Source organism: Candidatus Pelagibacter sp. (assembly GCF_052049935.1).
In the GTDB taxonomy this organism is placed as follows: Bacteria; Pseudomonadota; Alphaproteobacteria; order Pelagibacterales; family Pelagibacteraceae; genus Pelagibacter.
On sequence record NZ_JBNGZA010000002.1, the window covers coordinates 114111 to 126759 of the forward strand.

The window sequence follows — 12649 nt, forward strand, 5'->3', positions numbered from 1 at the left end:
TTAATCTTAATATTTATGAAAAAACAAAGAAGAAAAGAATGGCATGAGTATGTGAGCACAGATACACATATAACTGAATTTAAGTTAATTGATTTTCCAACATTTAAACTAAAGCATGAAGAAGTAACAATTAATGATGTCCCAGATCCAAAAGATTGTTTAATTGAAAAAATAAATCACTTTGCATTAACTTTTAATGCTTATGAAGACAATCAAATCGAAAAAGAATTTAACTCTAATGAAAGTAATTTTTATGATCAATATTTTAATGATGGAAAATATAAAGATTCTTTGAAATATCTTAGGGCAATATTATTTTACACTCAAAGAGGTGAGCATATGTCTGGTCCTTCTGTAGACTATGATCAAAGAATGAGGCTGATAATTAAAGACATAAGAAGCTTATTAACACCAAACAATTAATAGACCAGTTGATTTGTAAACAATAGGTCCGCGGTTTACCTAGAATTCATTACTTATTTGAAAAATCAATAAAAATCTAAAAAGAATAACTAGTGTAAAATTTAATATTACCCTCATCCTTAAAAGAAGATTGATGAATATCATTTTCAAGATTTAAAGGGTGGTAAATATCAATCCCAGCTCTAAGAGATGAAAAAAATCTACTTTCATAGTTAAATGTTAAAGCACGTGAATTTTTATCTAAATCATTTTGAATAGAGACAAAATATTGAGTGTCTTCAATATCATTAAGTACAAGTCTAGCACCTAAGAATAGATCGTTTTGATAGCCGTGGTGAGATTTTGTGCTACGAGTATCGTAAGAATATTCAACTATATTAGATAAATCCCAACTCTTTTCTAATATTCCATAATTGCTGTGCTCAATACCAAGGATCAAATTTGTATAATCCTCTATATTACCATTATTATCATATTGATTTTCTCGATAAACCACTTCACTCTTATACAAAGTATTCTCTTTTGTGGCCTGAAGATCTAAACCCAACTGTGTGATTTCAGAATATTTTGGAACAAATTTACCTGAATTTAAAACTAACGCTGGGTCTTTTGTATTTCCCTCATAAAATGAAAGTCCATAATCATATTCATCAATATATCCTGACCAACGTAATGCCTTTCCAATGTTATCTTTACTTGCTCCATCAGCATAAGTGTTGGTGGTATCAATATCGAGTGCTAATTGAGGTCTTATTTTAGAAGTTGGGTATGTATTAGTTATTACTGGTAATATAAAAAAATTTAATTCACTCGTCTCGAAGTATCTTTTAACATTTATCATAGTTTGACCTTTTTTTTCACCTTCAGCCAAACCATTAGAAAAATCTTTTGAATTAATAATATCTACGGGGTTGTAAAATTCATTCTTGCCCCAAAATAATATGTTATTTCCAACTAAATAACTCAAATCATTGTTAGCGTATTCTAAATAAGCTTCATTTAAATCAATGTTTTGAGCTACTTCAGGATTTGATATTGCTGAATTAATTTTTAATTTTCCAGATAAATTATTGTTTTCAAATAAGAAGTTGTACTTGAGTGATGATGAATTCAGAGTATTTTTTCGATCATCACTTTCTACATCATCAAAAAACACAGATGAACTTACTTCTACTTCTCCGTACTGCTCAGTATATGTTTCTGCTAAGGAGCTAGTATTAATAAATGTAAATAAAATGATTAAAAATCTAAAAATCATCTAGCCATTTTGGCTAATTTCTCAGGTTTAAAATCATTTAAAGATAAATTAGTTTGAAATTGATAATTTTCCCAAGCAATCACTGTCGATTTTCCTGTTTGAAGATTAGTCATTTCTAATAAGTCTGCTCTCCAAAATTTATCTAAATATTTTTGATAACCTTTGAAATGTAGTTCTTTTTCTAAATCACCTCTGCGATTATAAAACTTAACTGATTGATATAAAAATTCATCAGTATCAACATAAATTACTCTTTTAGAATAACCTGATTTTTTGTTTTTAGGAGTTGCTTCAATTAAATGACATGTGAGAGAAGTTTTAGTTAAGCATGGTCCATCTTCAATCCATCTAAAAGTATAATCTTCTGGTTCATCAGTTGATAAATCCTCATAAGAAAACTCTGAAGAAACAAATTTACCAGTACGATTAGAAGAAGAAATTCTTTTTACCCTTTTAAGAGCTGGAAGATATAACCATTGATCATCATCTTGAGGCTCTATTTTGGCATGAGTCAAAAGCGATGTACCTTTTACATCTCTTGGCTCTGTAAAAACTATAATACTTTTATCTCCAAGTGTATCATCTAGTTCTTCAAAAATTAGGTTTTTAAATTTTCTTACACTTTCATTTCCAGACTTATCTTTTAAAACCATCTGTCCCTCTACAGTGCTATCGATAAAACCATTGTCTAAGGCAATACTTTTTTTAATAATCTCTAAACCTTTTTCTTCATTGGTTTGAGCTGATAACGATGTGCTCCAAATGGTTAAGGTTATAATAATTGATATTAAGTATTTCATATTGATGCTTTCCTTTTTTGTTTAAAATTATCAATCAAAATTAATATTGGTGGTAAAAGTAAATAATCTACAACTAAAGCAAAAACAACTGTGATTGCAGTAAGCTGGGCCATATCTTTATTTACTGTAAATCCGGATTGAGCTAAAACACAAAAACCTAAAAATAAACCAATTGTTGTAGTAGTTAGTGCCATCCCTACTTTTTGGAATGCTTCTCGAACACTATCTTCAGGTGACTTACCTTTTTTTCTAGCCTTAGCATACTTCAACATAAAATGAACTGAGTCATCAACAACTATACCTAGTGTCATTGCAACTACTATAGAGACAGCTAAAGTTACACTCCCTGTATAATATCCCCACAACCCAAACGCCATTGCAGCAGGTAACAAGTTAGGAATTAAACTCATTAGTCCATATTTAATATTTCGAATTACAATTAAAATGATAAATGAAATACCAATAAGAGCAAAACCTGTTCCTTTCAGCATTGCTGGTACATCTCTTGAAGAAATTTGTGAAAAGACTTGAGAAGGTCCAGTTGATTTTGTCATTAATTCAGGTGCATTATCTTTGAACCATTCTTGAATTTGTTTATCTAAATTTAAAAATTCTTTAGTTGTGGTATTAGCAACATTTGCTGTTATACGAAGAGCAGATTTATTAACATTGATTTGATCAGTTAAATCTAGCCCGTAACCAAGTGACAATTCATAAAGAAAAAGATATTGAGCCGCTTCAAGTTCAGTAGTTGGAATTTTATAAAATGATTGATTGTCGTTATTAAAGTTTTGGTTCAATCGTTTTACGACATCTGTATAAGATCTTACACTTGTAACTTTAGGTTGGTTCCGAATAAAATTAACAAGATTATCAACTTTTTGTAAGTATTCAGGATCATTTATACCGTTTTCAATTCCTGAATTAATAGAATATTCAAGTGCATTAAGACCTCCAAAATTTTCCTCATAATAATCAATTGATTGTCTTAATTCATATTTCTTATCAAAATATCTTAAAAAATCATCTTCTAATGAAATTTTAGTAATTCCATAAACTAGAACCACCACAACTAAAGCAGTTGAAATCAAAAGAAAATTTTTCCATTTTATTACAAACTCTGCCAATCCAGACATTCCTTTATCCATAAACGCTTGTGAACTTATTTTTTTCATAGGTAACAAACTGATTAGTGCGGGAAGCATTGTTAATGTATAAAAAAGAGCTGCAATCACACCAACAAAGACAATATTTCCAAGCTGTCTAAAAGGAGGAGAGATAGAAAAATTGAGAGAAAGAAATCCTACGGCTGTTGTAAGACAAGCAACAGTAATTGCGGGACCATGATCAATAATTGCTGTCCTTACCCATTCATTTCGATCTGGAGTAATAGTCATTGTCTGACGAACTGAAGATAAGATATGAACTGTGCTAGCCACAGTTAAAATCATCACCATAAGTGGAGCAACAACAGTAGCATTATTGATATTAGTTCCAGACCAACCTAGTGCACCCAATGAGGATCCGGCACAAAGAATGATGATAATAAATATTAAACCAACTCCAAAAACACTCCTCAAAATTATTGCAACAGAGATTAATATGACCACAACCATCAAAGGTGTAAGAGTAGCTGAGTCGTCTTGTCCTGACTCGCTGTATTGATTGTTTAATGGCACAAAACCAGCTAACCTAACTTTGATGTTGGGGTTATTTGCCTCAAATTTTTCTTTTAACTTTTCGGCCTCACTCATAACAAATGGTACTTCTACAATCGCATTCTTTCCAGGAAGTCGGAATAATACATTTACCTGTGAAATAGAGTTATCGTTATTAATAAAAGTATTTTTAAGTTCAATCCGAGAGTTTGCTACCTCTTGTGCTTTTGCAACATCTTTAGGAGAAATATTATCTATGTCAGTGATTAAATCTTCTACAACAAGACTGTCTTCTTCAGCATAGCTATTTTGGTAATTAGTTAAAGAGTTTACAGTTCTTACATATGGAAGAACCCAAGCTTCTTCTGTTAATTGACCAATTGCTTTTAATGTTTCAGCAGTAAAAATATTTTTATCTTTTGGAGATATTATAAAAATTAAGTTATCATCTTTTGAATAGGCTGCTTCAAATTTGTCTAAAGCAATCCGATCTGGATTATTTTTATCAAAAAAAACTCTAGCGTCAGTATCGAAATTAAGATTAGGTGCTCCCGCCATAAGTCCTAATGCAACTAAGAAACCAAAAATAACAATTACTATTCTTCTCTTAAGAACAAAATCTGCAAGGGCTGGGAAAAAGTTCATATGTTAAGCTATATCACGTATATTACATAAATATGAAACAACTCAAGTTTTATCTCATTTGAAAAATTAATAAAAATTCAAAACAAAAAAACAAATTACATAAAATGCAGCCATACCAGAAAGAAATTTGGTTTCTAAAGTTTTCCCATACTTTTTGTATTGAATAAAACTTAACACTATAAAACCGATTGCTGCTATTATAAAATATGACGGTTCAATTGTTTCTGTTATACGCATTGTTTCGATTTAATTAAATAATAGCACATCTTATATGATTGCACAATTTAAGTACTTCAAATCAGAAATATATCCTAAATAACCAATTAACTGCAATGCATGAGGCTGCAATTACTATGAGATATAGTCCTATATAATCAATTGGTTTCATCTGTTATAAACTTAATCAATTAATGAAAATAATAAAGATAACTCTGATAATACTTTTTATCTCTACTATCAATACTTATGCTGATGATATTTATTTATCCTGCGAAAGTACTACTAAATTAAGAACTAGCTTTATAATTAATGATGAAAAAGAAGTTCTTATTCTTGATGGTATTAAAAGAGAAGTTGTTGAATGGAAAAAAGAATTTATTACGTTTTGGAAAAGTGAAACAATAAAAGAAATCAGTGAACCACGTAACTTCAAACCTGATACACTAGATAGAATTTCAGGTTCATATGGGAGTTATAACTGTAAAGTAGTAAAAAAAACGTTGTTTTAATATGAAGAATTTTTGGATTAAATTTTCTGTTTGGTTAGTTCAAGGTGGTGTAACTAGTATGACTTTGAAATTAATTGGAATATTTATTTTAATTTCTTTTATATTTTAATCTCACTTAACAAAATAGGCTATTGTTAGAATAATCAAAACTATAATTGTCCAAATTGATAAATTTTTAAAAAATATTTTTGATTTAGAATTAGATTGAAGAAAAGCTGGAAGTACTAAGATTAATACTCCAATCATATATAAAACCGGAATAACTTTATCCATCTTTATCTAGCAATAGCCTTTTTGCTATGTTGGTGATAGCAATCAAAACAAATGGGTCTATCTTCTACTTCAAACTCTGAAAAATAAATTTTCTTAGTTGTTCTAATTTTCTTTTCAAACTCACCACAAAACCCACACCGATCTATACGATGTTTTTGGTTGAATTCACTTACAATTGTATCTGTAGAATTTAAATTATACCAAGCCATTTAAAATTAATATTATATTAAATAATAATGGATGTTTGAATGATATATTCATAGTTATACAAAAATATTGCTTTTTTATAATTTAATTCTATTAAGCATCTTCATTAATTTAATATGGAGATACGATGAATAATTTATTTAAAATTTGGTTATACGCTTTAGGAAGCTTTTCAGATAAAAAAACAAAACCATACGACAAGCAAGTAGTGATTGTTAGATCTTTTTGGGTGTTACTACATATAGCAACTTGTCTAATGATCATAATTGGTAATGGTAGATTATTAAGTTGGTGGTAATTTATCTTCTAGCTGGTGTTTTAGAGGCTACGTATTGATCTCTAACTCTTTCTCTAAAATAGATATAAACTCCAGCAGATATAATGCAAACGACACCTACTAAAGTTCTTATTGAAGGGATCTCATTAAATAATAAATAACCAGGTATCATTGACATTATAATTAATGAATATTCAAATAAAGATACAACAGATGGTGATGCAACAATATAAGCTTTAAACACACAAACAAAAGCAATGGATGCTGCTACACCAAAAAATAAAATGAATTTCCAAGTATAATCAAAATTACTAAACCACTCTCTAAATATAAACTGAGTACTTGGATCAAAATCATTATTATTAAACTGACCTTCTCCCATAAAGAAATAAATGATAATGCATAAGATTAACGCAATAACATAGAAGTAAAACAACTGTGTATTTACATCGTCTTTATCAGAAGTATATTTAGTTATTGTCATTGAAGCGGCATAAAAAAATGCACTAAATACTGGTAGTAAATTTTTACACTCAAAGTTTGAAAAATTTGGATTTAGAACGATTAAGACACCAGTAAAACCAAATGCAATTGCAGACCATCTTCTAATTCCAATAAATTCTTTTAAAAAAAACTTTGCAAATATTGATACAAAAAAAGGACAAGAGAAAAATAAAGCATTAGCAGTTGCAAGAGGCATGTAGGTAATTGAAACAAAAAAAGTTGAAAATGCTGTAAAATGAAACAACACTCTTATAAAAGTTAAATAAGGATAATAAGTTTTTAAACTTACAACTTGTTTTGTAAATTTAATGTAAGCAAACAATAATAATGCTGCAACCAAATATCTTCCAAAAAATATTTCAAATAGAGTTGATTGTTCAAAAATAAATTTAATTAACGAGTCTTGCATTGCAAATAAACTCATTGCAATCATAATTAAAATGATTCCTTGTGAATTATTTTCAGTTCTCATTAATTATTTGTTTAACCTACACCATTAATTAGCTGATGTTATTTTTTTATGTAAGTGAAATATAAGGAAAATCCAATTAAGACAATTATTACTAATCCAACAAATATTCTTAAATATCCATTTAAAATTAGATCAAGTAATTCAGTCATTTAATGTTAATTAATTTTATCTAAAGTTTCTTTTAACTTATCTTTAACTTTATCAAGAGGATCTTTTTTTTTATTTTTAACATTAATAGGTTTTGAGCATGTTTGTTCTATTGACCATTTTGCAACTACCTGATCATTTAATTCATAGATCTTTTTAATTTGCTTTTCATATTCTTCAACGCTCACTTTTTTTTCTTTGCTTCTTTTAATTAACTCTTCGGTATCTTTTTGTACTTTAATCCAAACTGGATCTTTATCTAAACCTTCTTCACTAAGTGCCATTAAAATAATTTCTTTGGTATCTTTATTGGTGGCTACACCTACTCCATAAATATTATTTTTGATTTTCATTTGAGAACGATTGATAAATACTTCGTCATCTTTAACACCAAAACTTTTATCATCCCATTTATTAGAAGTGTATTTGACGTTAGTGTTATTTATTTTAGCAAGAGCAATCATCTTTTTTTCATTATTTATATACCAAACAGAAGTTTTAATGCTTTTATTGCTCCCAAGTAATTCTGTGTACTTACAATTTAATTTATAAATTTCTGCATATAGATTAGATGTACTTATAAAAGTAAGTAAAAATAATGATCTTATCAATTTCATTATTTTTATTTTAAAGAGCCTTCTAAAACATATTTAAGAATACGAATTGCTTGTTCTTGATTTGAGCAAACTGCTGCTGCAGCAGCATCAACTTCTTTTAAAGCATGCTGATGATCTTCATTTTGAATTACAATAATAGATTTATTCAAAGCAGCAGCATAACCTGCATCAAATGCAGCATTCCACTGTTTATATTTTTCACCAAATTTAACAATGATTACATCACAGTCATTAATAGATTTCTTAGTTCTAATAGAATTAATGTTGGCTCCTTTTCTATCTTTCCAAAAGTTTTTTTCTTCTGGTCCTAATATTTCAACCCCACAATCATCTGAAGAAGGGTGATCAGTTACAGGTGAAGTAAATTCAATCTTTAAATTTTGTTTCTTACAATTATCAATGATCTCTTCTCTCCAATTTGTGTGGATTTCTCCAGCTAAATAAACTTTTAACATTAATTTCTCCTAAAATTTTTCGAGTTTTATAACAAATATTAATAATATTGATATTACTAATAAACAGTATAAGCACCTCACCTAATTACTATTATATGAATAATTTCAACGAACTCCCTTTAGAAAATCAATTAAAGAGCTCACTTAAATTTGCAGATTTTAAAATTCCTACACCTATTCAAAGCCAATCCATACCATTGAGTTTAACTGGAAAAGATATTTTAGGAACTGCTCAAACTGGAACTGGTAAAACTTTAGCATTTACTATCCCTATGATTAATAAATTAATCAAAGATAAAAATGCGATGGCTCTAATTATTTGTCCGACAAGAGAACTTGCATCTCAAGTTATGCAAACAGTTACAAAATTAAATAGTAAAGAAATAAATATCAATTCAGCTCTTCTAATTGGTGGTGAGAGTATGCAAAAACAACTAAGACAACTAACTAAAAGAACAAGAATAATTGTTGGGACACCTGGTAGAATTAATGATCATATTGAGAGAAAATCATTAAAACTTTATAAAGTAACTTATCTAGTTTTAGATGAGACAGATCGAATGCTAGATATGGGTTTTACTCCTCAAATAGAATTAATTTTAAAACATATTCCAAAAAGTCATCAAACATTATTATTTTCAGCAACATTACCAAATGACATTTTAAAAATTTCAGAAAAATATTTAAAAAATCCTGAGAGAATATCAATTGGTTCAGTTTCAACTCCAATTGAGAAAATTAAACAAGAAACTTTTCAAATAACTCCGGATAAAAAATATCATGAATTAATAAATCAATTAGTTGAAAGATCAGGTTCAATATTAGTTTTTGTTAAGACAAAACATGGAGCTGATAAAATTGTTAAAAGATTAAAATACGATGGTCATTCTGCAGATGCCATTCATGGAAATTTAAGACAGAGTAAAAGAGATCGAGTAATAAGAGGATTTAGATCTGGTAAAAATAGAATCTTAGTTGCAACAGATGTTGCGGCACGTGGTTTAGATATTCCATTAATTCAGCATGTAATAAATTATGATCTTCCTCAAGTTCCTGAGGATTATATTCATAGAATTGGAAGAACTGGAAGAGCTGGAAAAGAAGGTTCTGCTATGACTTTTCTAACAAATCATGATTATAGCATGTGGAGATCTATTCAAAAATTAATTGACCCTGATTTTAAATTAAAAGAACAAGTAAAAAGCCCATCAAATAAAAAAAATAAAAAATTTAAAGGGAAATTCAAAAAAAATAAAACCAAGAAAAAATTTAAATCAAAAGATAATCGTGATCATAAAAATAAAAGATTTAAATCAAGAGAAGATTTCAGTCAAAAAGATAGAAAATTTAGATCTAAAGACAATCAAGATAAAAAAGGTGAAGGGTTTAAATCAAAAGATAGTCAAGAACAAAATAATAAAAAATTTAAATTTAAAAAGAAATTTAAAAATAGAAAAAGACCTAAAAACTTTACTTTCAAAAGTAAAAGAAATAAAAAAAAGAGATAAATTACTCTGTAGTTTTGTATTTACTATTATTAATTATAAATACGAACAAGATGGGTAGTATTAAAGTTAATAAAGTTACAACAATTAACAAAATTCCAAGTTCAGAATAATCAGCTGTTGTTTGAATTTCACCTGTTACTTTATCTTTTACTTCCCTTGTAACAGTAAAAATTTCATTTAAATATTTAGTCCCTAATGCACTTGCAGATAAAGCAAGATTAGTAAAAGAAGCAAATACCGCAAAGAAGGTTGCTTTTAAATGAGCTGGTGCATTTTTTGCAATCCAAGCAAGTAATGGGATCATTGATATTTGACCAAGTGGAGACTCTAAAGCAGTATTAATAATTGCAATAAACTTAGCATCGACAACACCTCCCGTTAATGATGCTGTCCAATTATGAAATCCATAATACATACCAACACTTGGTAAAAATAAAATTGCACCTGCGATACTTAAAACAACTATAATTCTTGCAATTGAATTATTTGCCATAAATGGTCTCAATAAAACAATTCCAGCTAATGTTAGTATTGATGCAAGTAATGATAAAACTGAGAAAAATTGCTCATTAAATTTTAAAACATCAATTTCAAACCAAGTAAGACCAGGTCCTGGTCCTGGCATTGCTCTAAATACAAAAATGATAACTGCTGTTCCTACAATTGTTAATCTTAATTCTTCTGGTAACTCTTTGATAAGTTTAAACATCAAAAACAAGATGATGACCACTGAGCCAATGAAAACAATTTCTTGAGCAAGAGGAACTTTAAAAGATCCTATAGATAAAGTGAAAATAACAAAAATTAAACTTCCACCTAATATCCACCAATTAACTTTGGTTTTTTCATCCCCTCTTTCCTTTTTAAATTCTAATCCTTTTGAACTTAGTTCTTTAATTTTCTGAGCTCTTAAATAATTAGCTAAAACAACTCCTAAGATAGAAACAATTGGAATAATTAAAGCGTAAATATAAACAGATCCATATAATTCTATTTTTTGATCAAGTTCTAAGTTATCAACATTTCTAAATAAAATGACATTAATAAAAGCAACCAATACTGTTCCACCAATTATTGCAAATCTTCCAAGTGTTTGCATTGTTGTATGCATTACTTTTATTTGATCTTTTGAATAATCATTTCCTTGTTCATCAGTTAAAGGAACTGCCTCAATTGTCATTGCATCTGCTACAACATCTTGAACAACGTAACCAACAGGAGCAAGTATTACACTGATTACAAACCAGGTTTCAACTTTAAGATAAGTAGATATAAATTCTGTATGAATGATTAATCCATACATGATCAATAAACTAAGAGCGATCAATGAGGCTCCAAAGTAAACCATATAATTTTTCTTCTTCCAGATAAGATCAACTAAATGACCTAATGGCATCTTGAGAGCCCAAGGAATTCCAGCCCAAAAACCTAGTCCTGCAAGAAACGCAGCTGATAAATTTAAGTAATCTTTTACAAAAAATGTTCCAACAATACCTGTTAGCCCTGAAATACCAGCAGCCATATAAACCATTAATGGCGGCAAGTAAGTCCACTTAAACTGACGACCTAGATCAAGAAAAGTTCTATCAAAGAATGAAAATATTTTATTCATGATTAAACTTTTTGAATTAGAGAGATATTATTGTTGGTAGGTTTATTTACATCTTTAGAGATTTGATAAAATTCTAAATCAGGTTTATTGCATTCTTTTAAAAAAGAAGAGCCTGTTAATTCTAAATTTAAATATCTATTTACATCTGTCTCATTTAAAATAACTGGCTGTCTATGATGAATTTCTTGAACATTGGGTTTTGCTTCTTCAGTAATTAAAGAAAACTCATCATTTTCATATATTCCTGCAATAAAAATTGTTTTTTTATCATTTCTCATAAAATAAAAAGGAGTTTTTTCTTTCTCTTCCCTTTTCCATTCATAAAAACCATCTGCTACTGCAACACATCTATGCAGTTGAATTAATTTTTTAAATGAAACTTTTTCATCTATTGTCTCAAGTCTTGCATTTGTTAAAGCTTTAAAATCTTTTTGTTTAGCCCAACTTGGAACAATGCCCCATTTTAAATTTTCTAAAGTATTACCATTTTTATATTTCTTTATTACTGGTAGTTTTTGATATGGATGAGCATTATAATTCTCATTGTTTTCAATTTGTATAGCTGATTTTACTAACTTTTCAGTTTTAACAACTGGATTGGTAATAACGTATCTTCCACACATAGGTACAAAATATAAGTGTTGTAATTAAATTCAATAAATTTAATTTCAAAAATATGATTACTTTCTTAAAAAATAAGAATGAATTTCTAATATTTTTTATTATTGGTTTTTTTGTTTTTGCTACAACAGGAAACTATATATCGGACTACGTAAGGTTAATTTTTGTTAAACTATTCTTAATTTTTCTAATATCTAGAGAAATAAGTTTAATTTCAGAAGTAAAAAAAAAAATTAGTCAAAAAGGTTTAGTAACAGTTCTAATCATTCTTTTTTTTATTTCTATAACCATATCTTTTATTTTTTCTCCCTTAGATATTAATCAATCAAGTATAGAGTGGTCAGGTATAAGATATATTCATTCCATTACAAATATATTAATGTTTGTTTCATTTCTTATTTTTTTTAGTTTAAAGAAAATTAATTACTCTTTTTTAATTAATTC

Annotated in this window: 15 protein-coding genes; 5 read left to right on the forward strand and 10 right to left on the reverse strand. The window is 28.2% G+C overall.

The window, feature by feature from the left end; genetic code table 11:
* Positions 1-15: 15 nt before the first annotated feature.
* Positions 16-423, forward strand: a complete 408-nt coding sequence (locus ACTT90_RS01790; RefSeq protein WP_440937154.1) for a hypothetical protein — start codon at positions 16-18, stop codon at positions 421-423.
* A 76-nt stretch (positions 424-499) separates the two neighbouring features.
* Here ACTT90_RS01790 and ACTT90_RS01795 read toward each other — a convergent pair whose 3' ends face one another.
* The 3 genes from ACTT90_RS01795 to ACTT90_RS01805 are packed head-to-tail and all read right to left on the reverse strand — an operon-like array spanning position 500 to position 4784.
* Positions 500-1681, reverse strand: coding sequence for a hypothetical protein (locus ACTT90_RS01795; protein WP_440937155.1), 1182 nt, complete (start codon positions 1679-1681; stop codon positions 500-502).
* The gene (locus ACTT90_RS01800; RefSeq protein WP_440937156.1) at positions 1678-2481 is read right to left on the reverse strand and encodes an outer membrane lipoprotein-sorting protein; all 804 of its coding nucleotides are present in this window, start codon (positions 2479-2481) and stop codon (positions 1678-1680) included. The genes ACTT90_RS01795 and ACTT90_RS01800 overlap by 4 nt, the downstream gene beginning before the upstream one ends.
* Positions 2478-4784, reverse strand: a complete 2307-nt coding sequence (locus ACTT90_RS01805) for an efflux RND transporter permease subunit (protein WP_440937157.1) — start codon at positions 4782-4784, stop codon at positions 2478-2480. Before ACTT90_RS01805 ends, ACTT90_RS01800 begins: the two co-directional genes overlap by 4 nt.
* Positions 4785-5194: 410 nt before the next feature.
* Here ACTT90_RS01805 and ACTT90_RS01810 point away from each other — a divergent pair, with 410 nt between their 5' ends.
* On the forward strand, positions 5195-5512 hold the full coding sequence (locus ACTT90_RS01810; protein ID WP_440937158.1) for a hypothetical protein: 318 nt from the start codon (positions 5195-5197) through the stop codon (positions 5510-5512).
* 111 nt (positions 5513-5623) lie between these two features.
* Here the strand turns inward: ACTT90_RS01810 and ACTT90_RS01815 are convergent, their stop codons facing one another.
* Both ACTT90_RS01815 and ACTT90_RS01820 read right to left on the reverse strand, forming a co-directional pair.
* Entirely contained in the window at positions 5624-5785 is a 162-nt protein-coding gene (locus ACTT90_RS01815) for a hypothetical protein (RefSeq protein WP_440937159.1), read from the reverse strand.
* Between the two features lie 2 nt (positions 5786-5787).
* On the reverse strand, positions 5788-5994 hold the full coding sequence (locus ACTT90_RS01820; protein WP_440937160.1) for a hypothetical protein: 207 nt from the start codon (positions 5992-5994) through the stop codon (positions 5788-5790).
* Between the two features lie 125 nt (positions 5995-6119).
* On the opposite strand from ACTT90_RS01820, the gene ACTT90_RS01825 reads away from it, so the two are divergent.
* Positions 6120-6290, forward strand: coding sequence for a hypothetical protein (locus ACTT90_RS01825; protein WP_440937161.1), 171 nt, complete (start codon positions 6120-6122; stop codon positions 6288-6290).
* A gap of 1 nt (position 6291) precedes the next feature.
* Here ACTT90_RS01825 and ACTT90_RS01830 read toward each other — a convergent pair whose 3' ends face one another.
* The 3 genes from ACTT90_RS01830 to ACTT90_RS01840 all read right to left on the reverse strand — a co-directional run bounded on the left by ACTT90_RS01830 (position 6292) and on the right by ACTT90_RS01840 (position 8464).
* Positions 6292-7245 carry a DMT family transporter gene (locus tag ACTT90_RS01830; RefSeq protein ID WP_440937162.1) on the reverse strand — a complete coding sequence of 318 codons (954 nt, stop codon included), beginning with the start codon at positions 7243-7245 and terminating at the stop codon, positions 6292-6294.
* Between the two features lie 155 nt (positions 7246-7400).
* On the reverse strand, positions 7401-8009 hold the full coding sequence (locus ACTT90_RS01835; RefSeq protein WP_440937163.1) for a hypothetical protein: 609 nt from the start codon (positions 8007-8009) through the stop codon (positions 7401-7403).
* 5 nt (positions 8010-8014) lie between these two features.
* Positions 8015-8464 carry a YtoQ family protein gene (locus ACTT90_RS01840; RefSeq protein WP_440937164.1) on the reverse strand — a complete coding sequence of 150 codons (450 nt, stop codon included), beginning with the start codon at positions 8462-8464 and terminating at the stop codon, positions 8015-8017.
* A gap of 95 nt (positions 8465-8559) precedes the next feature.
* Between ACTT90_RS01840 and ACTT90_RS01845 the strand changes: the two genes are divergently transcribed.
* Positions 8560-9972, forward strand: coding sequence for a DEAD/DEAH box helicase (locus tag ACTT90_RS01845; protein WP_440937165.1), 1413 nt, complete (start codon positions 8560-8562; stop codon positions 9970-9972).
* Position 9973: 1 nt separating this feature from the next.
* Here ACTT90_RS01845 and ACTT90_RS01850 read toward each other — a convergent pair whose 3' ends face one another.
* Positions 9974-11584, reverse strand: coding sequence for a hypothetical protein (locus ACTT90_RS01850; RefSeq protein WP_440937166.1), 1611 nt, complete (start codon positions 11582-11584; stop codon positions 9974-9976).
* Between the two features lie 2 nt (positions 11585-11586).
* On the reverse strand, positions 11587-12207 hold the full coding sequence (locus ACTT90_RS01855) for an SOS response-associated peptidase (protein WP_440937167.1): 621 nt from the start codon (positions 12205-12207) through the stop codon (positions 11587-11589).
* Between the two features lie 53 nt (positions 12208-12260).
* Between ACTT90_RS01855 and ACTT90_RS01860 the strand changes: the two genes are divergently transcribed.
* Positions 12261-12649 (forward strand): hypothetical protein (locus ACTT90_RS01860; protein ID WP_440937168.1); only part of this gene is annotated, 389 nt, incomplete at its 3' end.

Bases quoted from the DNA above. Each gene is read 5' to 3' on its own strand.
- ACTT90_RS01790 (WP_440937154.1), top strand. From the start codon at position 16: ATGAAAAAACAAAGAAGAAAAGAATGGCATGAGTATGTGAGCACAGAT.
- ACTT90_RS01825 (WP_440937161.1), top strand. From the start codon at position 6,120: ATGAATAATTTATTTAAAATTTGGTTATACGCTTTAGGAAGCTTTTCA.
- ACTT90_RS01815 (WP_440937159.1), bottom strand. From the start codon at position 5,785: ATGGATAAAGTTATTCCGGTTTTATATATGATTGGAGTATTAATCTTA.
- ACTT90_RS01835 (WP_440937163.1), bottom strand. From the start codon at position 8,009: ATGAAATTGATAAGATCATTATTTTTACTTACTTTTATAAGTACATCT.
- ACTT90_RS01800 (WP_440937156.1), bottom strand. From the start codon at position 2,481: ATGAAATACTTAATATCAATTATTATAACCTTAACCATTTGGAGCACA.
- ACTT90_RS01820 (WP_440937160.1), bottom strand. From the start codon at position 5,994: ATGGCTTGGTATAATTTAAATTCTACAGATACAATTGTAAGTGAATTC.
- ACTT90_RS01810 (WP_440937158.1), top strand. From the start codon at position 5,195: ATGAAAATAATAAAGATAACTCTGATAATACTTTTTATCTCTACTATC.
- ACTT90_RS01805 (WP_440937157.1), bottom strand. From the start codon at position 4,784: ATGAACTTTTTCCCAGCCCTTGCAGATTTTGTTCTTAAGAGAAGAATA.
- ACTT90_RS01850 (WP_440937166.1), bottom strand. From the start codon at position 11,584: ATGAATAAAATATTTTCATTCTTTGATAGAACTTTTCTTGATCTAGGT.
- ACTT90_RS01840 (WP_440937164.1), bottom strand. From the start codon at position 8,464: ATGTTAAAAGTTTATTTAGCTGGAGAAATCCACACAAATTGGAGAGAA.
- ACTT90_RS01855 (WP_440937167.1), bottom strand. From the start codon at position 12,207: ATGTGTGGAAGATACGTTATTACCAATCCAGTTGTTAAAACTGAAAAG.
- ACTT90_RS01830 (WP_440937162.1), bottom strand. From the start codon at position 7,245: ATGAGAACTGAAAATAATTCACAAGGAATCATTTTAATTATGATTGCA.
- ACTT90_RS01845 (WP_440937165.1), top strand. From the start codon at position 8,560: ATGAATAATTTCAACGAACTCCCTTTAGAAAATCAATTAAAGAGCTCA.
- ACTT90_RS01795 (WP_440937155.1), bottom strand. From the start codon at position 1,681: ATGATTTTTAGATTTTTAATCATTTTATTTACATTTATTAATACTAGC.